The organism is Niallia circulans (assembly GCF_003726095.1).
Lineage (GTDB): Bacteria > Bacillota > Bacilli > Bacillales > Cytobacillaceae > Niallia > Niallia circulans_A.
Window position 1 is genome coordinate 1357983 of the sequence record NZ_CP026031.1, and the last position, 26629, is coordinate 1384611.

Here is a 26629-nt window from a genome sequence, read left to right on the forward strand (position 1 = left end):
CATGTAGACAAGGAAAAGGGATTCTACTGGAGAATAAAAGAAACAGCCGACATTATAAAAAGAACTGAATTCCGCGAATCCCAAAATAACCTCCAAACAAAACAAGAATCAGGCCAGAAATTCTACTAACAAAAGTGATTAGCTGTTCAGATACGACATTTCGGAAAAAACTGGACAGCACCGATACGGTAATATCCCAGATTGCTACGCCAAATAACATGCATCCCGTATATAGAAGTACCGTGCTTGTACTAAAATTATGTATAGTAGAGGCTAAAATAGATCCATATATTCCTAACCAGAAGATAATCGATAACGGATTCATAATACTCATCAGCAATCCTGTAACAAATGACCGAAGCATAGAATTATTGTCTTTACCCCTACTTGATATAGTGCTAGTTTTAGTCATGACTCCTTCTATTCCTGTGTAGATGAGGACAAATGCACCGAACAACCAAAGAAAGGTTTGAACAATTGGGATATTAGCCAATTTTGCCACGCCAAAGTATACGAGAATGATAAAGAATACATCACCTAAGAGAGAACCTAGCGACAGAACCCAAGCATGGTGAAATCCATACCTAAGTCCTCTGTTTATAACCGCCGCATTTACTGGCCCTATCGGGGCTGCTAATGATAAACCCAAGGCAATATAATATAAAATACTGTCCATAAAGATCCTCCTAATATAAACGTCTATAATTAACGTATTCAATAAGGAGAGCATGTACCACATTTTTAGAAAACTTTTTCCATTCATAATTGGATTGTCTATATTTTGCAAAAGCAAAATCGAATAGTAAGTACTTCTATTGAAAGAGAGGACATCTTTTAATAATAGACTGACAATGATATAATATTAAAAAAGAAAATACCTATTTGCCTATAATTATTTTTTAGTAGGAGACATAACTATGAATGAAAATGATACGCCATCTCTTGATTTTTTTCGCATGGTTGTTGAACATGTAAGTGACTGGATATGGCAATTAAACGAACATTGGCAATTTACGTATTCCAATTCAATCGTTGAAGACATATTAGGTTATTCATCTGCTGAAATACTTGGGCAATCTCTGTTTTCTTATATTAAAGCAGATGAAATTCCAACATTAAAAACAATATTTTCAACCGCTAAGGAACATAGCAAAATTCTCCATAATATGGACTTCACCATGATACACCGAAATGGCTATGATGTATTGATCGAAACAAATGCGAAGCCTATAATAAATAGTCAAAACAAAGCAATCGGATATAGAGGAATCAATCGAGATATTACCTTATGGAAGAAAAATCAAGAGCGTCAGCAACAATTACTAGATATAATTGAGGCTTCTCCAGATTTTATAGCGACGGCAGACAGTAAAGGAAATACCACTTATTTAAATCCTTCTGCTCGATTCTTTCTTGGCATTTCTGAAAGTACGGAAGACTTGCAATCTGTGAATGCACAACTTTGGACAAATAAATTTGTTGAATTAAATGAAAACGGCATTTCAAACGAAAAAAGTATATGGCAAGGAGAAAATGTCCTATGCAACGCACTCGGGAAACAAGTTCCTGTATCGCAAACTATTGTCAGTCATAAAGCTACCTATCAAAATGTTCATTTTCTTTCCACCATTGCAAGAGATATATCAGAAAGAAAGGCATATGAAGCAATTATTAAACGCCAAGCACTATACGATACATTAACAGAACTGCCTAATAGACGCTATTTATATAAAACCATGACTGAATTAATAGAAGTCCAGAATGAAAGCCATTCATTTGCTTTACTGTTTATAGACATTGATGACTTTAAACAAATAAATGATTCATTAGGACACAAATACGGTGATCGAGCATTGAAGCTGATTGCAGCTAGGATGAAAGGATCAATCAGAGAAACAGATTTTTTATGTCGTTTGGGTGGAGATGAATTTATTCTTCTCATTAAGGATATGAATACAGAACATGAATTAGAAAATTACGCCAAGAGAATACTTGCTATCTTTAATCATCCTCTTCGAATGGACAATAAACTTTATTCTATATCTTGCAGTATCGGTATCAGTATCTATCCATATCATGGGAAAGATATCGAAACATTAATGCAAAATGCTGATAAAATTATGTATCATATGAAAAAATCAGGGAAAAACGGATATCAAATAACTAAACAATAAAAAATTTGATTCAAAGGCAAATGTCTTTGGGTCTTTTTGTTCATAGGTACAAGGACCCGCTATTAAAATCTATCTTTAAATACTTTCGATGATTCTTGGAAAATTCAATTGGCAGAAGGGCTGTTTGCAACTATTTTCATATAATAAAAGTTGCATAATTATCCCAACTTATCTAACTATTGAAGGATTTTGTAGAATATCATCGAAAAATAATGAAAAAGAATGTATAATAGGTACTTAGGAAAGTAGATTCTGAAAGAGGGAGGATCTTTAAAATGGAATGGACACTAGCCATATTGTTTATTGCAGCAGCCATTTTGCTCATTACTTCCGTAATTAAAGCAAAACAAACGTCAAAATCAGAGCAACGTGAAATAGATGTAATTCACCTTTCTGTGATGGAAGAAATAGCACAGTTGCAAAAACAAATACGCCATCTTGAGTTGGACATAGAAATATTAGAAAAACAAACAGGCGTTCAGCTAGCTTCTAAAGACCGAATGGTTTTACGAGAAGTGCTTGACTTGCATAGACGTAAGTATTCAGTTGAAACAATTGCAGCTCAAAAAAAGCTTACTCAAGCTGAAGTAGAAGAAATGTTAGCTCCTTACTTAACTGGAAAAGAGGAAAGGAGAAGTGTTTTACAATGAAGCCATCAATAATTACCAGCTTCGCAGCGGGGGTTCTTTTAGCGACTTCTGTTAGTGGCATTGTCTATTTTTCTACGAAGGATGATACAGCGAATGCTAAAACAAACAATAATGTCCAAAAAGTAGATAAAGTAGCAAGTGATGCAGCAAATACGCCAACTGTTGAAGAAATGAAAGATATCTTAACAAGCAGTGGCTATGTCGTTCAAACTTCTGATGAAGCAAAGAAAAAAGAAGATGATGTGAAGAAACAAGCATCTAAATCTAATACTTCTGAAGAAAAGAAAGATGACAAAGACAAAAAAGAAGAAGATAAGAAAAAAGAGGAAGTTAAAACAGTTACTGTTAAAGTTTCAAGTGGTATGACTAGTTATGATGTAGGAAGCATTTTACATGATGAAAAAATCATTAAAGAAAGTGCCTTAGAATTCTCGCAAAAAGTAGATAAAAAAGGCGTAGCAGAATACTTAAAACTAGGATCGTTTAAAATTAAAAGCGATATGTCAACCGACGAAATTATTTCCACTATCTTCAAAAAAAGAAGTTAACTTATAAAAGCTTGTCCGAAGTTTTCCTTTGGACAAGCTTTTATTTTTTATGAAACAATTTTTCATATGGAAGTTTTCCTTTTTAGATTGATTCCCCAAGCTATTTCATACAAGCATCATAATCTATACAGAAGGGAGAATCAGAAAATGCCAAAAAAAGAAGGAAAAGAAATCCGATTAAACTATGCTTGCCTGGCGGATATCGATATTGCGGACCCGGCTGCAGTGGCCCTGGTGCACCGATCAATTATGTTGACTCCTGTTGTCGAAGGCATGATCAATGTGTAGAGACATATGGTTCTTGTCGCTATTGTGACGAAAAATTACTCCATTGTGTCCAATCAAAATCTAGAGAACGAACTCAAGAAGGGAAGACAGCCAGACTGATCTCTGACTTCATGCGATTTCGACTGGAAATCAATGGCGGATGGAGAGGCAGACGCTTATAAGTTCCTATAACGCGGCATCGGTGATTTTCATTTCTAGATTTAAAAAATGGACATCTTACTTTTCGAATTATTCGTTAGTAAGATGTCCATTTTTTATTGTTTCCATAATACATTTGTCAGTTTGCTGTCGAATAGATTAGTATCTATATTACATGTCTGATCATTAATACCATATTGCCAGCCATAGGCAAGCGACTCTTCCGGTGCATCCACTTTAAATTTGGGAGCATCTTCTTCTGTAGTTATCCCAATATTAGGAGAGGCAGACCATAGAAATGTATTATCTTTTATTTCCTCTTTGTTTTTTACAGCTTCATTAAAGGAAACAGTTAACGCTTCATCTTTATCAAAAATACCATAAATAGCAGGCTTATAGATAGATTTACTAACTTCGGCATACCAACCTTCTATAAAGGCGGCATCCACAGGATAATTGGGTTCTATATCCGCAAAAATGGCTACACCATCTGGGGCTCCAAGCTCCTTAGCCAACTCAATTGCCTTCTTCGCTTCACTTACACCATTATCATACCCTGTTGCGTCTGTAAACCCATTATATATTAGTAAGATATCCGCTTCATTGGAATGAATTAAATCGACTTGATCTGCCGTCAAGCCATGAGAAACACCTTCATTTGTTCCTAGATAGCGTGCAATCACTTTAGGATTTCCAAAGTTATCTCTTACACAAGCAAGAAAATCCTGTGTTGTTTCACTTGCAGAATCAATTCCCCATAAATAGGATGTTTTTTCCTTGTTTTCCTCATTTCCGTTTGTTTCTTTCCCGTCGTTTTCCTCCTTACCATTATCTTCTTTATTATTTCCGTTGTCGTTTGTATCTCCATTATCATTATTGGAAGATTCTTTCTTCCCATTTGTATTAACTTCATTGGAGACATTAACGTCCACATTTAAATCTAAATCATTCAATATATTATTCGCTAGCTCTGCTTTATTACTAGAGAGAATATTATTCGTAATATTATTATTGGTCGTACCATTTACCTGTCCTTTTAACAAGTTTTCAATAGCATTATTAATAGTAACAGATGCTTCGTTTTCTGTCTTATTTTCAATACTATTATCAATTGTTGCTTCTTTATCTTCTAAATCATTTTTCACCTTATTTTCTATTGTTGCTTTAGATTCGCCACTCACTATATTTTGTATATTGTTTGTTACAGAAATATTAACATTGCCTTGACCGCTTTCCGTTGTGACATTACTTTCGGAATTAACTGAATTGCCTTTTTCTTTGTCCGCTTCCACTTTATTTGCTTGAAAAAGCAAAACAGTAACAATTCCAGAAAAAAGAATCAAGAAAGTAGCAGCTGCTATAAGAAGGTATTTCTTCCAATCCATTCTGTCACACCTTTCCTAATTTACTTACTTTATAAAGTATGTAAATTAGGGAATTTGGGTGTGGGCTATTTTTGGAGAGAATATCTTATCATTGCAGCTACAGCTAACAGAGGAATTAGATTATTAGCTAAAGTGCGGTTTGAGAATATCTTTTAAAACAGCAGCGCTTTGATGAAATTTTTCTTGTTCATCTGAAGCTAATTCCAACTCAACAACTTCTCGTATTCCCTCTCTATTTATAACAGCAGGAACACCTATATAGACATCCTTTTCCCCATATTGACCATCCAAATAGGCAGAAACCGTTAATACACTATTTTCATTACTTAAGATTGCTTTTGTTATCCGTACAAGTCCCATCGCAATTCCGTAATAGGTTGCCCCTTTTCCTTCAATGATTTTGTATGCCGCATCCCGTACATTCACAAAAATATTATCTAAATCTTCCATTTTATAATGAGCAGCTCTTTTCATTAACTTATAAACCGGGATACCAGCAACATCTGCCGAGCTGTAGGCAGGTAGTTCACTATCCCCATGTTCACCAATAATATAGGCATGTACACTAGTTGGGGCAACTTTAAAATAATCTCCTAGTAAATAGCGAAATCTTGCGGTATCTAATATCGTACCAGAGCCAATGACTTGATTTTTCGGTAAACCACTATAGCGCCAAGTAGCATAGGTTAAAATATCTACTGGGTTTGTGGCAACTAAAAATATTCCATTAAATCCACTTGCCATTACTTGTTCGACAATGGATTTAAAGATTTTTAAATTTTTTTCCACTAAATCAAGACGTGTTTCTCCTGGTTTTTGATTGGCTCCTGCACATATGACAACTAAATCCATTTCAGCACAGTCTTTATATTCCCCATATTTAATACTGATTGGATTAGGGGCAAATACCTTGCCGTGATTCAAATCCATTACATCGCCAAATGCTTTGTTCTTATTTAGATCAATTAATAATAGTTCATCGACAATTCCTTGATTCATTAAAGCAAATGCATAGCTAGATCCAACAAACCCAGTGCCGATTAATGCTACACGACTAACTTTATTACTTAACATTTTCTACTCTCCTTTTAAACCATTTATTAAATAGCGTTTGTCTATCACTTGTGAATTATGTATTTTATACAAAGTGGACTGAAATCATAAAAAAGAAGACATCATGCATATGATATCTCCTTTACAATATCTAACGCTTTCTTTTTTTATTATCTGTTGCAAGTACGGCTTTTTTTACCACCTTTTCAAATTCCACATTTACTTGATATACTTCTTCTTTTAGTTGATTCACGGAAAGGATCTTGCCTTTTCGTCCCTTTATTTTTACTGGTTCATCAATATTCGGTATGTCTTGCCGTAATTGGGTTAATACATTGGTACTATTTTCAAAATAATGGACAGTAATCATTCATTATCGCTCCTTTAAAGGAAGTTTTTTCGGATATTAAAATTAATATGGATAAAGGAAATAATTTAGAACGATAAACATGCTAGGCATTGGAAAGACAAACTTCCATTCATTTAAAAATATTTTCAAACAAACTTACTTGATCTTCGCTTATAATAAGAAAAGAATAAACAAAGGTGAGGGAACCATATATGAACATTTCCTTTAAAAAAATAGATAATCCAACTGATCAATTAGTTTCTTGTTTAAATAAGTGGGAAAATGATCCAAGACTTATCCCATTCATTCATCCTTGCAGAGATAAAGAGGATGCAGAAAACCGCGTACTTGTCACAATAGAGGATATAACAAAACGTTTAACCAATTACCATATGTATGCTATTTATTTAGATGATATACTTGTTGGAGAAATGAATTATACGATTGATCCCGTCCATTTATATAAAAAAGAACAGGGGACCGCCTGGATCGCTATTACAATCGGCGAAGAAGTTGCAAGAGGAAAAGGGATCGGCTCAACATCATTAATCTACTTAGAAGAGCAGATCAAAAAACAAGGATTTAACAGGATTGAATTAGGCGTATTTGAATTTAATAAAAACGCATATAAATTATATAAAAAGCTTGGATACCAAGAAATCGGCAAAAATAAATTCTTCACTTATTATCAAGATAGAATGTGGGATGATATTCGCATGGAAAAATATATATGAAAAAAAGGAGAGAAATGCTGCATATATGCAAACATTCTCTCCTTTTTTTTAATACTGTCTATATACATAAGGATCATCTGGCTGATTAATGGACTTCCAATCTGTAACTTTAAGAATCGGAATGGTTTTCTTAAATGGTTGATAGTACACTGTTTCAAGCTTACCTGTTACTTGAAGCCATTGGTCATTCTCTCTTTTCAATTCATCCGGAATATCAAGAAGCATTCCAAAAACACCCGCATCTGCAATACAATGGATAATACCAAAACGCAGGAGGAACAGCTGATTATTGGTTAAATCCTCTTCCTTGTAAGTAAAGCCTGTCAATGTAATTTTTCTATCCATAAATTGTCCTGGGTAATTATAAATTGTTTCCAAATCATTTAAAAAATTATCTTCCCCTAATTTAATTTCAGGGAGATTCTTTATTTTATCTAAGCCTTTATCCATCACTTCTGCATAGCCTTCTTTGCCATAATAGCTACTCGTATTCGGCTGCAGGAATTGATGCTGACTATATTCATCTCCTTCATCATATGCAGGGAAGTAGAGTCCTTTTTTCTCCACAATATTCGAATCAAGAGTAGCCACTGGAAGGATTAAACCAGTAAGAATAGGAATAAGCAAGGTTATAATCGTTAATCCACGTTTCCACCAACTATTTTCTTCATGAGCATGATCATGTCCACAATGATTACACGATTCATCATGTGTATGTTTATCTTTTTTTACATAGTTATAGACACATATAATTGTAAAGAGAACAAATATATAGATAGCAGACTCTGAAATATAAGCATATTTCATATTAATATATTTTGAAATATCGCCAGTTGCATGTAAATGTAGAAATAAATAAGTAAAGCCTATTAATACAAATATTCGAAACATGTTTTTTTCACCTCTTTATAGAAAAATTGTTACGAGAAACACGCAAACTGTAATAAGGCCTGTTAATAGAATGACAAACTTGGCTTTAAAAGTGCTTAGCATCATCAATGTATTTTTGATATCCAACATAGGACCAAACACTAGGAAAGCAAGAATAGAACCTTCAGAGAAGCTGTTTCTAAAGCTCGCTGCAACAAAAGCATCTGCTTGGGAACAAAGACTTAGTATGTACGCAAGTCCCATCATCACAAGATGAGAGGAAGCCTGTCCGGTTCCTATTGAGACTAGGGTGGAAGTCTTGACTAAAGTTTGTACTGCTGCAGCAATAAACGAGCCGATAACTAAGTATTTTCCAACAGAGAAAAATTCATCGATCGAATGTTTGAACATTGCTTCGATTCGGTCTTTAAAAGAATGAAAGTGCACATGTTCAATCACATGACTTTTCAACGGAGATTGCTTTACTGATTTATGCAGAGCAAGTCCAACAAGAATGGAACAAACAAGCGCCAATACAGAACGAAGAATTACCATTCTCCAGCTATTCCCGAAAGCAACATATGTCGAGAACATAACTACTGGATTAATAATCGGTCCGGTAAGCATAAAGGCAATACTGGCAGGAACCGGTACTCCTTTTAAAATTAACCGCCTTGTAATAGGAATAATTCCACATTCGCATGCTGGGATAATGCTTCCAACTAAAGAAGCAAATAAAATGGCCAGTATTGGATTTTTCGGCATCATTTTTGCAATAAGTTCCTCTGAGACAAAAATTTCGATTATTCCCGAAATAAGAACCCCAATTAGAATAAAGGGCAATGCCTCAATGATAATACTGATAAAAATCGTATTTAATTGTAATAAGGTTTCCATATTCATTTTTTAAACACCTACTTTTTTGGTAAAAATCAGAAAGTCATCATTATAAAGAAGATTTATTAAAATCAGATGAAAATAAAAGAGAATCACAACAAATGATAATTATGTATTGCAAACGAATACACGAACCTTTACATTAAATAGTAGGAAAGCAGGAAGGAAGTGAAAAAAGCTGAAGAGAAAGCTTTTGCTCTATTTGGTCGCACTATCACAATCTGTTTTCATTGTGGCATGTAGTGCTCCGTTACCAGAAGACCCAGTAAATCTTAAACAGAGTCATATAAATCCAGAACAAAAGAATTGGCAGTTATCTTCTGACTTTATAACTGTTCTAGTAGAAGCTGCAAAAAAAGGCATGACGGATACAAGTTCCTTTAATGTCTTTACCAGTACCATCGAACAAGTAATTAGCCAATGGGGAGAACCGGATCAAACAGATCAAGTAGGAGATGGATACTATGCCATCTATAAGGAAAAGGATACCGTGTTTGGCTATACTGCCAAAGGCGATATTTATGATGTTCGTTCCAATAAAAAGCGATTAAATAGATTATCTCTATCAGATTTAAAAAAGAAAATAGGGGACCCAGCAGAAATTAGAATAGGGGACGGCGAACAAATAATTGTCTATAACCTTAGTGAAGATATTCAGCTTAAGTTTATTATATTAAATAAAACCAATAGGGTAGAACATTTATCTGTCTATCACAAACCTAGAAGTATACAAGAGGAATATACCTTAACTATCCAAGGCGAATCTAATCAACTTACCAATAAACAATGGGAAATGATGCAAAACTGGAGGAGGGAGATCGTGAAATTCCAAGAGAATAAAGCAAATGTATACCTCAATGGGCGGAATGAAAAGAAAATTTCTTTAACCTTTGATGATGGACCTGATGATAGCATTACACCAAGAATCATTGAAATATTACAGCAATATAAAGTGAAAGGGAATTTTTTCTTTATCGGCAGTGAAGCAGAAAAACATCCGCAAGTTGTAAAAAATGCTTATAAAAATGGGAATTTAGTTTTGAGTCATAGCTATCATCATGTTGACTTATCTGTTTTAGATAAGGAACAGCAATTAGAGGAAATAACACGAGCAGGTAGCGCTCTTCAATCGCTTATTGGAAAAGAACCTGCAATGATTCGCCCACCATATGGAGAAACAAATGAAACGCTAATGAAAAATGCTGAACTAAAAGGATATTCTATTATCATTTGGTCCATCGATACACTTGATTGGTCACAAATGGAGGCAGACAATATTATTAGAAATGTCACCAACCATTTGCGAAACGGCGATATTATTTTAATGCATTCAGATTCAGAAAAAACAGAAACAGCAAAGGCATTACCGAAAATAATTGAAGCTATTCAGGAAAGAGACTTTCAAATAGTCGGACTGGATGAATTACTAGGGATAGAGGCATACCAGTAAATAGGAAGGGAGTTCTCCTTAATAAAAGGAAATTCCCTCTAAAACTTGTTTTCTTCACTCTCTTTCTATATAATCAATTATAGACATTAAAGGTCTTTAATATATCCGTAAAGAGGTAGTATGATGAAATATTCAAGAGCAACGAATTATGCATTACACACAATGGTCTATTTAACCCTTGCAACAAAAGGGAAAACGGTAGGAGTAGATCAATTAGCCAAAATCCAAGATTTATCACCAACATATCTATCGAAAATATTAACCAAACTTGTTAAAGCAGGCTTAATTGAGTCAACACCAGGTGTTAATGGCGGTTATCGTATTATAAAACAGGCCGAGGAAATTTCTTTTTTAGATGTTATTACAGCTATTGAGGGAAAGACATCTTTGTTTACCTGTTCATTGGAACATGATGATAGAAAAAACGGCGAATGCTTAATTGAAAATGTCATGTTAGAGGCTGAAACAAAGATGCGTGAACATTTAAGCCAAAAATATATACGCGATATTGCTAATCAAATTGAACATAATGCTAAGTAAAACATAAAGGTGATAACTCATCTTTATTTTTAGTCTAATTACGGATATTAAGAGTCTTTAATATATGTTATTCTTATTGAGGAGGAAAAAGTATTGTTAGATTGTATTGTAATAGGTGGAGGCCCAGCCGGTTTAAATGCATCACTTGTTCTTGGAAGAGCACGAATGAAAACGATCTTATTCGACGACGATAAACCTAGAAATTCCGTTACCCAAGAATCCCATGGTTTCATAACAAGAGACGGTATTAAGCCTTCCCAATTTAAGCAACTTGGGAAAGAAGAATTAAAAAAATATCCCGATGTATTCTTTAAACACCAACAAGTTACAGAGATTAAAAAGGTAAATAAATACTTCATCATTTTCACTGATCAAAATGAATCATATCAGGCAAAGAAAATTATATTATCTACTGGACTGATTGATATTCTGCCCGATATTGCTGGCTTGCATCATTTTTATGGAAAAAGCATATATAGTTGTCCATTTTGTGATGGGTGGGAACTTAAAGATCGAGCTTTAGCAGTATTGGCAGAAAATGATCATGCTTTTCATTTAACTAAATTGCTTTTTAATTGGAGTAAAAACCTTATCGTTTGCACAAACGGCAAGAAGATACTTACAAAAGAGCAACTTGACATGCTAAATAACAAAAATATTAAAGTAATCGAACATGAAATAGACAGGCTGTACGGTGATAAGGGACAATTGCAAAAGATTATCTTTAAAAATGGGGAAGAGGTTGATAGAGAAGGAGGCTTTGTCACAGCCGAACTTCAACAAGCCGTTCCCTTTGCTGAAGCACTTGGATGTACATTAAATAAGATGGGTGGAGTGGAAACCGATGCTCTTGGGCGAACTAATATAGAAGGAGTATACGCAAGTGGAGATAATACTCTACTAACACCACCACAGTTAATAAACGCTGCAAGCCAAGGCAGCAGAGCTGCTTCAGGAGTAATAGCTGACTTAATTAATGAGGAATTTTAAGAAGTAAAAAACAAGAGAATGTAACTCAGCATTAGCTAGATTCTTGTCTTTCTCATTACCAATACCAAGTGGGCAATTTAGAGAATAAAGTTGCCAACTGTTTCAGAGAAAAGTCAGTAGAAAAGGAAGGGGATTTCTAGACTTGAAAAAATAAGCGGACAAACAAGGATAAAATCAACTTGTTTGTCCGCTTATTAGTTTTACGGGGATTTCATAGCGGTCTTCCTGATCATTTACTCCGTCTATTTTTTGAATAAGAAGTTCTACACAAAGCTTAGCCAATTCTCCAAGAGGCTGCTTCACTGTAGTTAGTTTAGGGAAGTAATCCTCTATAAAGGAAGTCCCATCATATCCAACTAGTTTAAAATCTTGCGGGGGTGTTAAACCAAGTTTTTCCGCTTCATTTATTACTAAAAGTGCTTTCATATCATCTGAACAAAAGATTCCCTCTGGCTGCTCTGTTTTAAGTATTTTAGCGATTTCAACTGATTTTCTCAAGGGAGTAAAGCTTCCATTTATAGAAAATACTCTTGGTTGTAAACCAGCATTGTTCATTTCATCTATATAGCCCTTTGTTCGTAAATAGGTTGGTGATTTAACATCATTGCTTCCAGTTAACATGATTATTTTTTGGATACCATGGTTGAGCAAGGAGCGTGTTGCTAAAACACCGCCCTGATAATTGTCACTGCTTACAATTGGAATATTAGGAGCAAGGAAACGGTCAAAGCTTATAATAGGTGCCTTGATATTCGTGTAATCATCATGGTTTAAGTTATGCGCACCTGCAATGATTCCTTCTACTTGATTTGCTTGGAGCATTTGAATGTACTCTCGTTCTTTATCTGAATTATGTTCACTATTACATTGGATTGTTTTATACCCTGCACGGAAAAGTTCTCGTTCTAAATGATCAATCAATTCCGCATAGAAGACATTATTTAAAGCAGGAAAAATTAATCCCACTAGCTTTGTGGACTTCCCCTGCAAACTGCGAGCAAGATTATTTGGTTGGTAATGAAGCTCTCTCATTGCATCATGAACCTTAGCAATTGTTTTTTCTGATAGATAGCCTTTTTTATTAATAACACGGCTGACCGTTGTAGGACTCACCCCAGCTAATTTGGCTACATCGGTTAATTTTGCAACCATTTTAATTTACCTCTTCTGATTATTTAGTCTCCATATTGTACCGCTGACATTACGTTTAGAATGCAGGTAAATTAATGTTTGTGAATCATCTGGAAAAACACGTCCTGTAATAACTCGTTCTCCTTCATTTACAAAGCACTCAAAAACGGAGGTATCAGCAAATATATTTACTTTTATATCTGTATTTTTCGAAACATATGCTTCCCGCTGGAAACCATATTCTTGTGCAAAGCGTTCGCCTGCATATTCTCTGTCTACAGAAACTTTACCATTTACCGAATCGAGTGTAAAGGCTAAATAACGCGTTTTATCCACATTTGAAAAGAGCAATATTTTCACAATTTCATTTTCAGGTATGATTACTTCAAGTTCAAATCGATTGGTCTTCGTGTCAAATGACTCATGAAAAGACGTCTCCATTTCCCGCAATTTTTTTGTTTCTATTACTGGATATTGTTTCAGTTTCCCATCTTGTAATGTAAGTTCCTTCACTAAACTTAATACACCTTGATAACCTTCTTGATCTGTCGGATAATTAACTTCCGGTAATCCAATCCAGCTAATCGCAAGGGCCCTGCCATCAGGAGCATTAAATGCTTGTGTTGCATAGACATCGAAGCCTTCATCAAGATTTTGCAAATTTGTAGTTTTAGTGATCGCCGCCTTAACAGGGTCAAACGTATCTCCAATGGTATACATATTTGGATAAATATTTTCATAGGATTGAATTTTCTTAGATAAGCCTTGTGGGCAGAATAAGAGAACAGGCACATCCTCAATAAAGATAAGATTCGGACATTCAATCATAAAGCCAAGTTCTTGATCAGAAAATGCTAATTCACTAACCAATGTCCAATTTTTAATATCATTTTCTAATGCTTTGTAGAGAAAGATAGCCCCTTTTTTATCTGACTGTTTTTGGGCACCAATAATCATATACAGTTGATCTTGATAACAAAAAATTTGCGGATCTCTAAAATGATCTGTTGTTTCATTTGGCTGGTTAATCAATGGTTTAGGAAATTTATGAATGGTTCCGTCTTTATACATAAAGGCCCCATTTTGGAAGCTATAACGATTCCAATCTTTATCCCTAACATTACCAGTGTAAAAGAGGAAGAGCTTGTCTTCATCAATGGGATATGCTGAACCTGAATAAACCCCATGTGAATCAAAATTATTGTCCGATTGTAGGGCAATCCCATTTTCTTGCCAATGTACTAAATCCTTGCTTTCTAAATGGTACCAGCTTTTTAAACCATGGACAGCGCCGAATGGATAGTACTGAAAAAAGAGCTGCCATTTTCCATTGAAGAATGAGAAGCCATTTGGATCATTTAACAAACCTGTTTTGGGCTCAATATGATATCCGGTACGCCACTTGGAGTTTTCCACTGATTTATTTAAAGCATTCTTATAGTCAATGTCCCATTCTGAATAGGGTTTATATCTAAGATCTCGTGTCCAATTGCTAACAATATCTGTCATGTAATTAAAACTCCTTCATTGTAGTTCATAAGTGTACTTAAGGGAATTTTAAAACGTTCTCAAAAATATGTCAAACGTTTTCTCACTTACTATCAGTTCAATTATTACATTTATCTAAATAAAATAAAATTTTATGATAAACGTTTGACATAAAATGAAAACGATGTTAAATTAATCGTGCAAAAGGATTTGAAAGCGATTTAATAGAAAGGGGAATTTACATGAAACACAGAGAAGTAGCTGAACGTGTAGCCAAAGCGTTGGGTGAAGATAACTTAATTGCTGCTACACACTGTGCAACTAGATTAAGACTTGTTTTAAAAGAAACAAAAAAAATTGACCAAGCAGCTTTAGATGATGATCCAGATTTAAAAGGAACATTTGAAGCGAATGGTCAATTTCAAATTATCGTTGGTCCTGGTGACGTAAATGAAGTGTATAAAGAATTAATTAGCATCACAGGTGTTGGGGAAGCAACAAAAGATGATTTAAAAGAAGTAACGGCACAAAAAGAAACGAATCCTGTCATGAAATTAGTAAAGCTCTTATCCGATATCTTCGTTCCGCTAATTCCAGCTTTAGTTGCCGGCGGGCTACTAATGGCTTTAAATAATGTCTTAACAGGAGAGGGTTTATTTGGGCCAAAATCTATTGTTGAAATGGTCCCAGGTATTAAAGGCTTCGCAGAAATTGTCAACTTAATGGCCTCTGCACCATTTGCCTTCTTACCAATTTTAATTGGTTTTTCTGCAACAAAACGTTTTGGCGGAAATCCTTATCTTGGAGCAGCGGCAGGGATGATGCTTGTTATGCCCGAACTGGTAAATGGCTATGGAGTAGCAGAAGCTGTTGCTTCAGGGCAGATGCCGCATTGGGATGTATTCGGCTTACATATCGCTCAAGCCGGCTATCAAGGACAAGTTTTACCTGTAATTGGAGTAGCTTGGATTTTGGCAACACTTGAAAAGTTCTTTCATAAGCATTTAAACAATGCAGTTGATTTTACTTTTACACCATTGTTTTCCGTAATTATTACTGGTTTTGTCACATTTGCATTTGTTGGTCCATTATTACGTGGTGTTTCCAATCAATTAACAGATGGATTACTGTGGTTAATTGATACACTTGGTGGAGTTGGTTATGGTTTATTTGGATTGGGCTACTCTGCAGTTGTATTAACAGGTTTGCATCAATCCTTCCCAGCGATAGAAACACAATTGTTAGCGGATATTGCAAAAACTGGAGGAAGCTTTCTATTTCCAATTGCATCAGCAGCTAACGTAGCACAAGGAGCGGCATGTTTAGCGATCTTCTTCTTATCAAAAAACCAAAAGCAAAAGGGATTAGCATCCTCAGCTTCTTTCTCAGCTATGTTAGGAATAACAGAGCCAGCATTATTTGGGGTTAATTTAAAACTTAAATTCCCATTTTTTATCGGCCTTGTTGCAGCAGGTGTAGGAGCAGCATTTATGGGATTCACTGGAGTGCGCAATGTATCTTTAGGTCCTGCCGGAATAATTGGCTTTATCGCTATAAGCCCTAAAGCAATTCCCATGTTTTTGATTGGAGTTGTTATTAGTTTTGTGCTCGCCTTTGCAGCTACAATGCTTTATGGACGAAAAAAATTGAATGTTCCATCTACTAATTCTCAAGGTACTGAAACAACAGAAAAAGATTCTACGATTAATAGACAAATAGCATTAAGTGAAGAGATTGCGGCACCAGTCGAGGGGAACGCTGTTGATTTAACGAGTGTAAATGATCCGGTTTTCGCTTCTGGTACAATGGGAAAAGGAATTGCCATTATTCCGCGTTTAGGGAAGATTTATGCTCCTATTGATGGAGTTGTGACAGTTACTAGTGATTCTAACCACGCATATGGAATTCAATCGGAAAAAGGTGCAGAAATTCTTCTGCATATCGGTATAGATACAGTAAAAATGGCAGGAGATGGGTTTAAAACCTATATTAAGCAAGGTCAAAAGTTGAAAAAAGGTGATTTGCTAGGAGAATTTGATATGGCGAAAATCAAAGAAGCAGGGTTTGATTCTACTGTGATGATGATTATCACCAATTCTAGTGAATACTTAGAGATTAGTAGCATTAAGGATACAGATATTAAGGTAGGAGAGAAAGCTTTAACCTTAATACAATCAGAAAGGAACTAATGTTCGTCCCTTAATTCTTAATTAGTGAAATAGACTGGTATAGAAAGAAAAACGTATGCAAGGAGGTACTTCATTGCCTATATTTCTTGAAAAAGATGGCAAGACACTTCATTTACAAAACAAGAAAATAAGTTATGTTCTCTCCATAGAAAAAGATAAATATGTCTGTCATCGATATTGGGGAAGAAGACTAGAAAGTTTTAATGGAAGCACTCAGATTCAAATGATAGATCGCGGCTTTGCCACTAATCCGTTTCCTGAGGAGAGAGTGTTTAGCTTAAATGCACTCCCTCTGGAAACAAGTACGCAACAAAGCGGTGATCATCGAATCTCGAATTATACAATACGTTCGCATACCAATCAAACACGCACTGATTTTATTTTTAAGAAATTTGATATCATAACTGGGAAACAGCCACTGGAAGGTTTACCTACATTAGAAGGAGAAGATACCAATGTTACGACATTAATTATAACCCTATATGATGATATTCAGCAGCTGGAAATGAAGCTTTACTATCATCTTTATGAACAACTACCGGTTATAACAAGACATGTTGCTTTTCTCAATCATGGGGAACAAGAGGTATTCCTTGATAATGCCGGAAGTCTTCAAGTAGATATCGCGGCAGCTACTTTTGATTTATTAACTCTTTACGGGTCTCACACAAATGAGGCTAATATAAGTAGAAGGAAATTGCATAACGGAATTCAAAAAATAGAAAGTACTCGTGGTGCAAGCAGTCCGCAGCATCAACCATTTTTAGCCCTTTTAAATCCGAATACAGATGAATTCAGCGGAGAAGTACGTGCATTCCATCTTATTTATAGTGGGAATTTCCAAGCACAAGTTGAAGTAGAACAATATGGTTCATCACGTGTACAACTTGGCATAAATGCGGAAGGATTTTCATGGAAGCTTTCACCTGGAGGCAGCTTTGATACCCCAGAAGCTGTGATGGTTTATTCTAATCTTGGGTTAAATGAGATGAGTCATACTTTCCATACACTTTATCAACAATATCTATGCCCTAAGTCATTTCGAAATCAAGAACGGCCAATCGTATTGAATACATGGGAAGCCAATTATTTTGATATATCAGAAGAAAAAAGTTGGAAATTAGCGGAGACAGCAGCACAAATAGGCATAGAAATGTTTGTATTAGATGATGGCTGGTTCGGAAACCGAAATGACGATACTTCCTCACTTGGTGATTGGATCGAGAACAAAGATAAACTGCCAAACGGAATAGCTGGTTTAGCTGAGATGGTGAAAAATAAAGGAATGAAGTTTGGTTTATGGTTCGAACCAGAAATGACTTCCCCCAATAGTGAGCTATTTAAAGCACACCCAGACTGGATTATCCATACCCATGGATATAAGCCCATAGAAGGAAGAAGACAGTTAGTCCTAGATTTATCTAATGCAGAAGTACAAGACTTTTTAATAAGCGTATTATCGGAATATTTAGTAACAGGCAAAATTGATTATATTAAATGGGATATGAACCGACATATAACCGATATTGGCAGTACCTCTTTTCCTATAGATCAGCAAGGAGAGATTTCCCATCGATATATACTAGGCTTATATCGAATCCTAGATACATTAGTGAATCAATTTCCAAATGTACTATTTGAAAATTGTTCAAGCGGAGGGGGAGATTTGACCCTGGAATGATGCGTTATATGGCCCAGACTTGGACAAGCGATAATACAGATGCATTATGCAGGACAAAGATTCAATATGGCTACAGTTTGCTTTATCCTCCGATTATGATGGGAGCACATGTTTCTAGCGTACCTAACCATCAGGTGGGAAGAATCACTTCACTTGAAACAAGGGGAAGGGTTGCAATGAGTGGCAATCTTGGATACGAGTTAGATTTAACAGAAGCAGAGGAAGAGGAACTACTAGAAATAGAAAACCAAATATCTTTTTATAAACAACAGAGAAAGCTTTTTCAGTTCGGAAAATTTTACCGATTGAAAGCGCCAGGAGAATATTTCGAAAGTGCATGGATGTTTAAAAATGAAAAAGAAGCGATCGTTGTTTATTTTAACGGGATAGCACGGCCTGCTGTGCCAGTTAACTATCTCCCTGTTTATTATCTGGAAGATCTTGCAATCTATAAGGATGTAGCAACCGGAAGACTATATTCCGGCAGTGAACTTAACTATGCAGGAGTAACCATCCCACGGGTAAAAGAAGATTACAAAACATTGATTTATCACTTTGAGAAAGTAGAAACACAAATTAATTAGAGACCTGAATAGAGAGAGGGATATAAAAGATAAGGAGTAATATATCGAATAACCCCTAATTTTCTATTAATGATTTTGTCTTTTAGACTTCCTAAGGATTAGCGGGACTGGTGAGATTAAATAGACGAATTTCACCAGTCGTTCCTTGGAAAACAATAAGAATTAAAAAACGACAGCTAAAATCCTTAACTTCATTGAAAATCTAAAAACCCCCATTTTATTTCATATAATCCATATTTCTTATTGTATCCAGTAATTGATTAACGAGAGGAGAAAGCTCTACGTTTTCATTGCGTCTACAAAGGAATATCGGCCGTTTAATTTCAACTCCTTTCACTTTAACCACACCTACTTCCTTACGAAGCACATGTTCCTTAACTGCAAGTGAAGGAGCTAACATGACTCCATAACCAGCAATAACTGAATGAATAGATTCGTTTAAGCCATGAAATTGCAATCCAATAGGAGGGTGGTTCACACCATGAATTTTACACAAAGAAAATAACATGTCTCTTGTTGAGCTTCCATTTTCTCTTACTAAAAAAGGCTCTTGAACCAACTGTGAAAACGAAACTTCTTCACCAGCAAATTTATGCTTTCGCGGCACGATGAACCAAAAATCAACATCCATTATGTGTGTGACATGCAATTCCGGTTGCTCCCACCGTTCTTTTACAACAAGTGCTAAATCTACTTTATAGCGGAGTAATTTCTCAATCGCTTCGTTTGAATTACCACTATATAACTCTATATGGAGTAAAGGATTATCTATTTTCAATTTTGCTAATAGAGATGGTAATAAAAAATTAGCCGGTAAATGCGTGGATGCTATTTTGATATTATCTAGTATTCCAGCTTTCAGTTTGTTTATTTTCCCCTCAATATCTCTTTCTAAATCAAATAAACGTTCCCCTTGCTTATATAAAAAATCTCCTTCCTTTGTTAATTTAATTCCTCTTCCCGCTGACTCAATTAATGTCAATCCTGTTTCTTTTTCTAAATTTCGGATTTGCATAGTTACCGCAGGCTGACTAATAGAAAGAACTCTTGCTGCATCTGTAACACTTTTTGCAGAGGCAACGGTGATAAATATACGCAGAGCATGAAGGTTCACTAATCTTCACTCCTATAAATATTATTTATATATACACAAGAAATATATATTAGACTTATCTATTATAATTATATAACCTTTTTATTAGAAATGGTAAAAAGGAGCCTATAATCATGAACTTACCAATGATAAAAGAAGAAAGCGAACAACAAATACAAATAAAACGTCAAAAAATCTTTTTCTGTATTATTCTAATCATACTAGTATCAATCGGACTAACAACAGCATTTTTAGGAAGAAGGGAGGGGAATTATCAACTTTTTACATTAATGCTAATTGGCTTAGGAGCTTCTTTTATTGGAACATTAGCAGGAGGGGGTGGCTTAATTACCGTTCCTGGTATGATGTTAACAGGTATTCCTATTCAAACAAGTATCGCTACAAATAAGTTTTCCTCAGGAATTGCGGCACTTTCTAGTGTTTTCTATTTAATAAGAAATAAACAGCTAAGTGTCCACTTTCTATTAATTACTATCCTAATCGCTGTTTTAGGTGGAATAGGGGGAGCACTAGTAACTACTAATATACAGGAAGAAACGATGAATATCATTGCATTTGCATTACTTTGTTTTGCCTTAATAGTGACAATGAAAAATAAACAATGGACTGCTACTATACAACAAGATAAAAAGCAAAAACAACAAAAAACAATAAAGAAAAGATTATACATTCCTTTCTTTATTGCAGCATATGATGGGGGATTTGGACCAGGATCCGCCACATTTAGTATTTTATTTTATTTAAAAAGTAATTTCACCTATATGAAAGCTGTGCAAATGACAAGAGTTATTATTCTTGGCAGCTGTATGGGAGGATTTATTATTTATTACCAGAACGGTTTTATTAATTGGTATTATGCCATTTGCATGGCAGTTGGTTCCATTATTGGATCACAAATTGGATTGCTCGTATTGCCAAAAGTTTCTCAAAAAGCAGCAAAAACTCTTTTGTTAATTATCATAAGTGCATTGATGGTACAAATGATTGTTAAAATTATTTAATATTTAATAAAGATGATTCTTTATTAGGATCATCTTTATCGTAAAAAAAGGGGAATGATTACTAATTGGATTATAAGGACTTTAATTATTTTTTATTCTAGTTTACATAATATATATTATACACAGTGATTAAAATTTTAATAAATCACATCTCATTCCAAAGTATACTCTAGATAGTGAGACAAAATTAAAAAATTGTTATCTCTTACAATCTATTATTAACTAACTGCATCGTATCTATATGGACATTTGAAATTTATTTAGTTAGCTTATTAAAAATTATTATTAGTTTTTTATATGCTCTATATAATTTTTCATTGAAAACTACTAAAAATTAATTTCATCTTTCGTCAAAAAAAACGATTAAAACTAGTTTTTTTTGATCTATAAAAAATCATAAATCCGCCACTCACGTATATTGATAAATATTCTATACTTTTAAAAGGATGAAATGTCTTTATACTGCAAGTTGAAATATATTATAGCTAAAATCATTCAAAAAACCAAAGACGTCTATACAAAGAACATCTTTGGTTTTTTGGTCAGTTAATTCTCCCCTAGTTATCTATCAATTTAGGAAAAATATATTATCTATCTCATTATTTTTTCGAATTCTTGCATCATTAATAGATCATTTGTAATTTCATCAGAATGATGTAAAGAGACTTTCGCACCAAGGCTGTTAAAAGCTGCAACTGCCTCATCATATCCTCGTTCAATATGTTCAATTCCAGTAATTGTTGTCGTCCCTTCTGCTATTACTCCAGCTAACATTAGACAAATACCTGCACGGACATCTGAAGCATGCACTAAGGCTCCGTGTAAAGCTGACTTTCCTTTTATATGGGCAATCCCATTTGATACTTCAATAGATGCACCCATTTTGTTTAATTGGTATACATGATTAAATCGGTTCGGATAAACAGTTTCGCGAAGTATACTTTTCCCTTGTGCTTGTGTTAACAAAACGGTTAATGGCTGTTGCAAATCCGTTGGAAATCCAGGGAACATAGCAGTTCTTACCCTCGATGCTTTTAAACTACCATCTAGAAAAGACGTAATATTATTCTCTTTTATTTCCAAACCGACACCGATCTCTTCCAGTTTCGTGAGACAAGATGTTAGGTGTTCTGGGATAATATCATTCACTGTAATCGTTCCACCTGTAATCCCTGATGAAATCAGGAAAGCTCCAGCAATTAGCCTGTCAGGAATTACGGTATAACTACAACCATTCAAGCTTTTTATACCTTTAATTTTGATTGTATCCGTACCAGCACCTTTAATTCTCGCACCCATTTTATTCAAAAATAATGCCGTATCTGTTACTTCTGGATCTCTTGCAGCATTTAATAAAATTGTTTCTCCCTCAGCTAATACAGCTGCTAGCATGCTATTAATAGTGGCACCTGATGTAATCGTATCAAAATAGATTGTTGCCCCTTTTAATTTTTTGGCCTCCACCACATAATAATCTTCATGAAAAGTAAAAGTTGCGCCCATTTTCTCAAACGCCTTTATATGCTGATCAATTGGTCTGCTTACAAAATCATCCCCGCCAGGATAGCCAAGTGATACTTTTCCGAATTTAGCAAGTAATGCTCCAATGAAATAATAAGCTGTTCTAAACTTCCTTGACTTTTCAGGTTCAATTATCGGATTATATATTTTAGTCGGGTCAATATAAACATCCCCGCGGCTATCTCGCTCCATGATACATCCTATTTCTTCTCCAATTTGACGAAGTACTTTGAAATCAGCAATGTTTGGGATGTTCTTTAATGTTACAGGCTCACTAGCTAAGCATGCAGCAGCTAGAATTGCCAAAGAACTATTTTTCGAACCTGGTACTGATAAGGATCCTTCTAGTTTAGAAGGTCCCTCTATATTCATCCATCTCATTTTAAATCTCCTATTCCAATCTATCTAATCAACGTAAATCAGCAAATTTTATTTTTAGTTGTTTCTTTTTCATTTCATCAATCGTTTTTTGCGGTGCACCAAGATCTGTTAGAAGGATATCAATTTCTTCGATTGGTACGGATTGCATAAACATTTCACGACCGATTTTTTCATGGGGTGCTAAACAGACCACTTTTTGAGCAACACTGGCAACTGTCTGAGCAAATGCAGCTGCTTCAGGAGTAGAGGTACTTATACCTTTGGCATTAATTCCTCCACCAGTTAAAAAACAAATGTCTAAGGAAAATTTGCGCATCATTTCCATTGCAATACAATCAATTATACTGCTTGATGAAGCTCCTCTTAATTTCCCTCCGATTAAATAAGAACTTATGTTTTCTTTCATTCTAATAAGGTCGGCAATTTTCAATGAATTTGTAACGATTGTATAAGGGAAATCAGTTGGCAAATATTTTACCATTCCATAATGGATACCTGCTCCTCCAATAAAAACCGTATCATTTTCTTTAATAAATGATACTGCTAATTTTGAAATAGCATTTTCGTGTTGGGCAGCCGTTCCATATCGAATAGATGACGGCGGCGGCATTGTTCTTACTTTAGGTATTGGTTCAGAGAGAATGGCACCACCATATGTTTTTTGCAGCAACCCTTGTTCTTCCATGATTGTTAAGTCTCTTCTAATGGAATCAAGAGACATCTCAAATTTACTTGCTAGATCTTTAGCAATAACTTTCCCATCTCTAGAAATTATTTCTAAAATTAATTTTCTTCTTTCCTCCGCTAGCATACTATTCCCTTTCCCATTAAAATCTAAATTCATCTTATTCCGTTTCATTAAGTTTTGTCAAATATTTTTTCGTTTTCCTTCTGTTTCATTCCGTATTATGCCTTTTTTACCACCACAGAACATCTGTTCTACAATTGTTTTTTCTTGTTAGTTTATTTCTCATCTTTCGTTTCATAAAAAAATTGCTATATAAGCAGTTTTTTATGAAAGTTCCACATCATATTCCATTCTTTTTGCTGTTTCTTTCGCTATTTTCACACCCGCTAAACGTTTGACAAGATGAAAGGACATATTAATACCTGCCGAGATGCCACCTGAAGTAATAATGCGCCCTTCATCGACAAACTTCACCTTCTTTACCACATTCACTTGTGGGTATTCCTCCTTAAGCCTTGTGAGGCTCGCCCAATGTGTTGTCGCGTTCAATCCATCAAGCAGCCCTGCTTCAGCAAGCAATAACGCTCCCGTACATACAGAAGCCATCCATTGAACCTCTCCCATTTGTTCCTTAATCCAATTAATCACCGTTTTATTATGTACTTCTCGTTCTCTTGCACCTAGTCCCCCTGGGATGATTAAAAGATCGAACTTAGGCATTGTTTGGAAACTATAATCCGGATATACCTTTAATCCATTTCTCGCTCGAATCATTTGTCCCGTTTCCGAAATAGTCTGCACGATAAACGGTTTAGACCCATCCTCTCTTGCTGTAACAGAAAACACTTCAAACGGGCCAGCAAAATCTAATACCTCCACATCATTGAATAGAAATATCCCTATTTTCCATTGGTCGGTTTGCATTTTATCTCTCTCCTTCGTTAAAGCCATATTCTAGCTAGTTACTTATTATTATTATACTTAAGAATTTCATCATAGAGAGATAAATTATCTTAAACTTGATTAACTGACTGATTTTTGAAAAAATAAAAATAATAAAAAGGAGAGGCGGTTTTTTTAAGTGAATGGACAAAAGAGGCTTCGAGATTATGGAATAACAATTGGAAAATTAGAAACAGGTAAAAGAAACGCCATTACAGATGTAGAAGGTGTCACAGTTGGCCATGCTACTTTAAATAATAGGGACACTCAGACAGGTGTTACCGCAATAATGCCCCATCCAGGCAATATATTTAAAGAAAAGGTAATCGCTGCAAGCCATGTAATTAATGGGTTTGGTAAAACAATGGGTTTAATGCAAATAACAGAATTAGGAACAATTGAAACACCTATTCTTTTAACCAATACATTAAGTATCGGTGTGACAGCTGATGCATTAATTGAATATATGCTAGAGCATAACGAGGATATTGGTCGAACAACAGGTACTGTTAATCCCATTGTGTGTGAGTGTAACGATATGTTTCTTAATGATGTGAGAGCAAGAAAGATTAAGAAAGACCATGTTTTCGGGGCAATCGCTAATGCTTCTGCGGAATTTGATGAAGGATCAGTTGGTGCTGGCCGCGGCATGCTGTGCTATTCTTTAAAAGGTGGAATTGGAACCTCTTCCCGAATAATACATATGGAACATGGTAGCTATACAATAGGAGTACTGGCTCTGACCAACTTTGGTACGCTGAGTGATCTAGTAATAGCAGGGAATCCAATCGGACAACAGCTCAAAAAAAAGCTTACACAAGCAAATGAAGATAAAGATAAGGGCTCTGTCATCATCATCGTAGCTACTGATCTTCCCGTTTCGGAAAGACAATTAAATCGAATTATTAAGCGCGCAGTAACAGGATTATCACGAACAGGTTCGATTATTACAACTGGAAGCGGTGAAGTAGTCATTGGTTTTTCTACGGCAACAAAAATTCCACATGAAAATCCTTATTCCAGTGTCCCTATTTCAACCATTCATGAAGAGGATATCGATGTTGCATTTAGAGCCGTTGGAGAAGCTACAGAAGAAGCTGTGCTAAATTCCTTGATAACTGCAACCCATGTAATTGGACGAGACGGGAATGAACGACCTGCTCTTATAGATTTATTAAGCGAACATAATATTTGTTTACATTAGAAAAAACAGACGCCTGTATGATACAAAGCGTCTGTTTTCCTTATTTATTTTTTATATTTACCTTGCAAAATCGATTCCTCTAACGGACGGCGGCTAGACGGAATTTCTCTTGCTTGAAAATCTTCCGGCAACGCTTCTTTATCCCCTTGATAACCAATGGCAATAGTTACTTGAATATCAAATTCTTCTGGAATGTTTAATACTTCACGAGCTTTTGCTTTATCAAATCCACCAATAGCATGTGTTTTTAAACCTTCTTTTATAGCCTGCAAGGATAAGAATCCCCATGCAGTTCCGCTGTCAAAGGCATGCATCCCATTTTGTTTATCCGAAATAAGCACTGCTAATACCGGTGCATTTTTACACCACTCTAAATTTCTTTCAAAAATAAAAGAATGAAATAATGATCGTTCCTCTACCGTTCGAGCAATAATAAAACGCCATGGCTGCAAATTATTTGCAGAAGGCGCCCAGCGAGCAGCCTCAAACAGGCGCATTAAGACTTCTTCAGAAACTTCTTTATCTAAAAAAGAACGGGGTGACCAACGATTTAAAAAAATAGGATCAATCTCGTGGTCTGCTTGACGAAATGTATGTATTTCATTTTCCTTCATAAATATTCCACCCTCAAAATTTATT

The 26629-nt window shown here is 35.1% G+C and carries 25 protein-coding genes and 1 pseudogene; 13 read left to right on the forward strand and 13 right to left on the reverse strand.

Annotated features, from left to right (window positions below):
• Positions 1–52: 52 nt before the first annotated feature.
• A complete protein-coding gene (locus C2I06_RS06375; RefSeq protein WP_095328837.1) occupies positions 53–676 on the reverse strand; it encodes a LysE family translocator in 624 nt (207 codons plus the stop codon).
• 241 nt (positions 677–917) lie between these two features.
• Here C2I06_RS06375 and C2I06_RS06380 point away from each other — a divergent pair, with 241 nt between their 5' ends.
• From C2I06_RS06380 to C2I06_RS24915, 4 genes are all read left to right on the forward strand, one after another.
• Positions 918–2174 carry a sensor domain-containing protein gene (locus tag C2I06_RS06380; RefSeq protein WP_123257705.1) on the forward strand — a complete coding sequence of 419 codons (1257 nt, stop codon included), beginning with the start codon at positions 918–920 and terminating at the stop codon, positions 2172–2174.
• A gap of 275 nt (positions 2175–2449) precedes the next feature.
• Positions 2450–2824, forward strand: coding sequence for a hypothetical protein (locus tag C2I06_RS06385; protein ID WP_047940673.1), 375 nt, complete (start codon positions 2450–2452; stop codon positions 2822–2824).
• On the forward strand, positions 2821–3372 hold the full coding sequence (locus C2I06_RS06390) for a hypothetical protein (protein WP_123257706.1): 552 nt from the start codon (positions 2821–2823) through the stop codon (positions 3370–3372). Before C2I06_RS06385 ends, C2I06_RS06390 begins: the two co-directional genes overlap by 4 nt.
• A gap of 147 nt (positions 3373–3519) precedes the next feature.
• Complete coding sequence (locus tag C2I06_RS24915; RefSeq protein WP_164463634.1) at positions 3520–3660, forward strand: hypothetical protein; 141 nt, start codon at positions 3520–3522, stop codon at positions 3658–3660.
• 254 nt (positions 3661–3914) lie between these two features.
• On the opposite strand, the gene C2I06_RS06400 is transcribed toward C2I06_RS24915, so the two are convergent.
• The 3 genes from C2I06_RS06400 to C2I06_RS06410 form a co-directional block, all read right to left on the reverse strand.
• The gene (locus C2I06_RS06400) at positions 3915–5183 is read right to left on the reverse strand and encodes a glycoside hydrolase domain-containing protein (protein ID WP_123257708.1); all 1269 of its coding nucleotides are present in this window, start codon (positions 5181–5183) and stop codon (positions 3915–3917) included.
• Positions 5184–5306: 123 nt separating this feature from the next.
• A complete protein-coding gene (locus C2I06_RS06405; protein WP_095328842.1) occupies positions 5307–6257 on the reverse strand; it encodes an L-lactate dehydrogenase in 951 nt (316 codons plus the stop codon).
• 130 nt (positions 6258–6387) lie between these two features.
• Positions 6388–6606, reverse strand: coding sequence for a hypothetical protein (locus C2I06_RS06410; RefSeq protein WP_095328843.1), 219 nt, complete (start codon positions 6604–6606; stop codon positions 6388–6390).
• A gap of 191 nt (positions 6607–6797) precedes the next feature.
• Between C2I06_RS06410 and C2I06_RS06415 the strand changes: the two genes are divergently transcribed.
• Positions 6798–7319 carry a GNAT family N-acetyltransferase gene (locus C2I06_RS06415; RefSeq protein ID WP_095328844.1) on the forward strand — a complete coding sequence of 174 codons (522 nt, stop codon included), beginning with the start codon at positions 6798–6800 and terminating at the stop codon, positions 7317–7319.
• Positions 7320–7367: 48 nt separating this feature from the next.
• Here C2I06_RS06415 and C2I06_RS06420 read toward each other — a convergent pair whose 3' ends face one another.
• Positions 7368–8210, reverse strand: a complete 843-nt coding sequence (locus C2I06_RS06420; RefSeq protein WP_095328845.1) for a TIGR03943 family putative permease subunit — start codon at positions 8208–8210, stop codon at positions 7368–7370.
• A gap of 15 nt (positions 8211–8225) precedes the next feature.
• Positions 8226–9092, reverse strand: a complete 867-nt coding sequence (locus tag C2I06_RS06425; RefSeq protein WP_095328846.1) for a permease — start codon at positions 9090–9092, stop codon at positions 8226–8228.
• 187 nt (positions 9093–9279) lie between these two features.
• Here C2I06_RS06425 and C2I06_RS06430 point away from each other — a divergent pair, with 187 nt between their 5' ends.
• The 3 genes from C2I06_RS06430 to C2I06_RS06440 all read left to right on the forward strand — a co-directional run bounded on the left by C2I06_RS06430 (position 9280) and on the right by C2I06_RS06440 (position 12066).
• Positions 9280–10536 carry a polysaccharide deacetylase family protein gene (locus tag C2I06_RS06430; RefSeq protein ID WP_123257709.1) on the forward strand — a complete coding sequence of 419 codons (1257 nt, stop codon included), beginning with the start codon at positions 9280–9282 and terminating at the stop codon, positions 10534–10536.
• A gap of 123 nt (positions 10537–10659) precedes the next feature.
• Positions 10660–11076 carry an RrF2 family transcriptional regulator gene (locus C2I06_RS06435; protein WP_123257710.1) on the forward strand — a complete coding sequence of 139 codons (417 nt, stop codon included), beginning with the start codon at positions 10660–10662 and terminating at the stop codon, positions 11074–11076.
• 93 nt (positions 11077–11169) lie between these two features.
• Positions 11170–12066, forward strand: a complete 897-nt coding sequence (locus C2I06_RS06440) for an NAD(P)/FAD-dependent oxidoreductase (RefSeq protein ID WP_123257711.1) — start codon at positions 11170–11172, stop codon at positions 12064–12066.
• A 174-nt stretch (positions 12067–12240) separates the two neighbouring features.
• Here the strand turns inward: C2I06_RS06440 and C2I06_RS06445 are convergent, their stop codons facing one another.
• Both C2I06_RS06445 and C2I06_RS06450 read right to left on the reverse strand, forming a co-directional pair.
• The gene (locus C2I06_RS06445) at positions 12241–13218 is read right to left on the reverse strand and encodes a LacI family DNA-binding transcriptional regulator (RefSeq protein ID WP_123257712.1); all 978 of its coding nucleotides are present in this window, start codon (positions 13216–13218) and stop codon (positions 12241–12243) included.
• A gap of 6 nt (positions 13219–13224) precedes the next feature.
• Entirely contained in the window at positions 13225–14706 is a 1482-nt protein-coding gene (locus C2I06_RS06450) for a sucrose-6-phosphate hydrolase (protein WP_095328851.1), read from the reverse strand.
• A 221-nt stretch (positions 14707–14927) separates the two neighbouring features.
• On the opposite strand from C2I06_RS06450, the gene C2I06_RS06455 reads away from it, so the two are divergent.
• The 3 genes and pseudogenes from C2I06_RS06455 (at position 14928) to C2I06_RS25930 (ending at position 19139) form a co-directional block, all read left to right on the forward strand.
• Positions 14928–16874 (forward strand): sucrose-specific PTS transporter subunit IIBC, encoded by a 1947-nt coding sequence (locus C2I06_RS06455; protein ID WP_123257713.1) that lies wholly within the window; start codon positions 14928–14930, stop codon positions 16872–16874.
• Positions 16875–16929: 55 nt separating this feature from the next.
• Positions 16930–18788 (forward strand): annotated as a pseudogene (locus tag C2I06_RS06460) (alpha-galactosidase); the annotation flags it as partial.
• 108 nt (positions 18789–18896) lie between these two features.
• Entirely contained in the window at positions 18897–19139 is a 243-nt protein-coding gene (locus C2I06_RS25930) for a GH36 C-terminal domain-containing protein (protein WP_338134287.1), read from the forward strand.
• 217 nt (positions 19140–19356) lie between these two features.
• Here C2I06_RS25930 and C2I06_RS06465 read toward each other — a convergent pair whose 3' ends face one another.
• Entirely contained in the window at positions 19357–20253 is an 897-nt protein-coding gene (locus C2I06_RS06465) for a LysR family transcriptional regulator (RefSeq protein ID WP_095328854.1), read from the reverse strand.
• A gap of 113 nt (positions 20254–20366) precedes the next feature.
• On the opposite strand from C2I06_RS06465, the gene C2I06_RS06470 reads away from it, so the two are divergent.
• On the forward strand, positions 20367–21254 hold the full coding sequence (locus C2I06_RS06470) for a sulfite exporter TauE/SafE family protein (RefSeq protein WP_095328855.1): 888 nt from the start codon (positions 20367–20369) through the stop codon (positions 21252–21254).
• A 591-nt stretch (positions 21255–21845) separates the two neighbouring features.
• On the opposite strand, the gene murA is transcribed toward C2I06_RS06470, so the two are convergent.
• From murA to C2I06_RS06485, 3 genes are all read right to left on the reverse strand, one after another.
• Positions 21846–23156 (reverse strand): UDP-N-acetylglucosamine 1-carboxyvinyltransferase, encoded by a 1311-nt coding sequence (gene murA / locus C2I06_RS06475; protein WP_095328856.1) that lies wholly within the window; start codon positions 23154–23156, stop codon positions 21846–21848.
• Positions 23157–23184: 28 nt separating this feature from the next.
• The gene (locus tag C2I06_RS06480; protein ID WP_235850207.1) at positions 23185–24000 is read right to left on the reverse strand and encodes a DeoR/GlpR family DNA-binding transcription regulator; all 816 of its coding nucleotides are present in this window, start codon (positions 23998–24000) and stop codon (positions 23185–23187) included.
• A gap of 168 nt (positions 24001–24168) precedes the next feature.
• Positions 24169–24768: a DJ-1/PfpI family protein gene (locus tag C2I06_RS06485; RefSeq protein ID WP_095328857.1), complete on the reverse strand. Its 600-nt coding sequence runs from the start codon at positions 24766–24768 to the stop codon at positions 24169–24171.
• Positions 24769–24925: 157 nt separating this feature from the next.
• On the opposite strand from C2I06_RS06485, the gene C2I06_RS06490 reads away from it, so the two are divergent.
• Positions 24926–25990 (forward strand): DmpA family aminopeptidase, encoded by a 1065-nt coding sequence (locus tag C2I06_RS06490; RefSeq protein ID WP_095328858.1) that lies wholly within the window; start codon positions 24926–24928, stop codon positions 25988–25990.
• 44 nt (positions 25991–26034) lie between these two features.
• Here C2I06_RS06490 and C2I06_RS06495 read toward each other — a convergent pair whose 3' ends face one another.
• On the reverse strand, positions 26035–26604 hold the full coding sequence (locus tag C2I06_RS06495; RefSeq protein ID WP_095328859.1) for a nitroreductase family protein: 570 nt from the start codon (positions 26602–26604) through the stop codon (positions 26035–26037).
• Positions 26605–26629: the final 25 nt, after the last annotated feature.

Bases quoted from the DNA above. Each gene is read 5' to 3' on its own strand.
- C2I06_RS06450 (WP_095328851.1), bottom strand. From the start codon at position 14,706: ATGACAGATATTGTTAGCAATTGGACACGAGATCTTAGATATAAACCC.
- C2I06_RS06445 (WP_123257712.1), bottom strand. From the start codon at position 13,218: ATGGTTGCAAAATTAACCGATGTAGCCAAATTAGCTGGGGTGAGTCCT.
- C2I06_RS06470 (WP_095328855.1), top strand. From the start codon at position 20,367: ATGAACTTACCAATGATAAAAGAAGAAAGCGAACAACAAATACAAATA.
- C2I06_RS06400 (WP_123257708.1), bottom strand. From the start codon at position 5,183: ATGGATTGGAAGAAATACCTTCTTATAGCAGCTGCTACTTTCTTGATT.
- C2I06_RS06380 (WP_123257705.1), top strand. From the start codon at position 918: ATGAATGAAAATGATACGCCATCTCTTGATTTTTTTCGCATGGTTGTT.
- C2I06_RS06420 (WP_095328845.1), bottom strand. From the start codon at position 8,210: ATGTTTCGAATATTTGTATTAATAGGCTTTACTTATTTATTTCTACAT.
- C2I06_RS06375 (WP_095328837.1), bottom strand. From the start codon at position 676: ATGGACAGTATTTTATATTATATTGCCTTGGGTTTATCATTAGCAGCC.
- C2I06_RS06495 (WP_095328859.1), bottom strand. From the start codon at position 26,604: ATGAAGGAAAATGAAATACATACATTTCGTCAAGCAGACCACGAGATT.
- C2I06_RS06415 (WP_095328844.1), top strand. From the start codon at position 6,798: ATGAACATTTCCTTTAAAAAAATAGATAATCCAACTGATCAATTAGTT.
- C2I06_RS06480 (WP_235850207.1), bottom strand. From the start codon at position 24,000: ATGAATTTAGATTTTAATGGGAAAGGGAATAGTATGCTAGCGGAGGAA.
- C2I06_RS06390 (WP_123257706.1), top strand. From the start codon at position 2,821: ATGAAGCCATCAATAATTACCAGCTTCGCAGCGGGGGTTCTTTTAGCG.
- C2I06_RS06405 (WP_095328842.1), bottom strand. From the start codon at position 6,257: ATGTTAAGTAATAAAGTTAGTCGTGTAGCATTAATCGGCACTGGGTTT.
- murA (WP_095328856.1), bottom strand. From the start codon at position 23,156: ATGAGATGGATGAATATAGAGGGACCTTCTAAACTAGAAGGATCCTTA.
- C2I06_RS06485 (WP_095328857.1), bottom strand. From the start codon at position 24,768: ATGCAAACCGACCAATGGAAAATAGGGATATTTCTATTCAATGATGTG.
- C2I06_RS06425 (WP_095328846.1), bottom strand. From the start codon at position 9,092: ATGAATATGGAAACCTTATTACAATTAAATACGATTTTTATCAGTATT.
- C2I06_RS25930 (WP_338134287.1), top strand. From the start codon at position 18,897: ATGTTTAAAAATGAAAAAGAAGCGATCGTTGTTTATTTTAACGGGATA.
- C2I06_RS06410 (WP_095328843.1), bottom strand. From the start codon at position 6,606: ATGATTACTGTCCATTATTTTGAAAATAGTACCAATGTATTAACCCAA.
- C2I06_RS06385 (WP_047940673.1), top strand. From the start codon at position 2,450: ATGGAATGGACACTAGCCATATTGTTTATTGCAGCAGCCATTTTGCTC.
- C2I06_RS24915 (WP_164463634.1), top strand. From the start codon at position 3,520: ATGCCAAAAAAAGAAGGAAAAGAAATCCGATTAAACTATGCTTGCCTG.
- C2I06_RS06435 (WP_123257710.1), top strand. From the start codon at position 10,660: ATGAAATATTCAAGAGCAACGAATTATGCATTACACACAATGGTCTAT.
- C2I06_RS06455 (WP_123257713.1), top strand. From the start codon at position 14,928: ATGAAACACAGAGAAGTAGCTGAACGTGTAGCCAAAGCGTTGGGTGAA.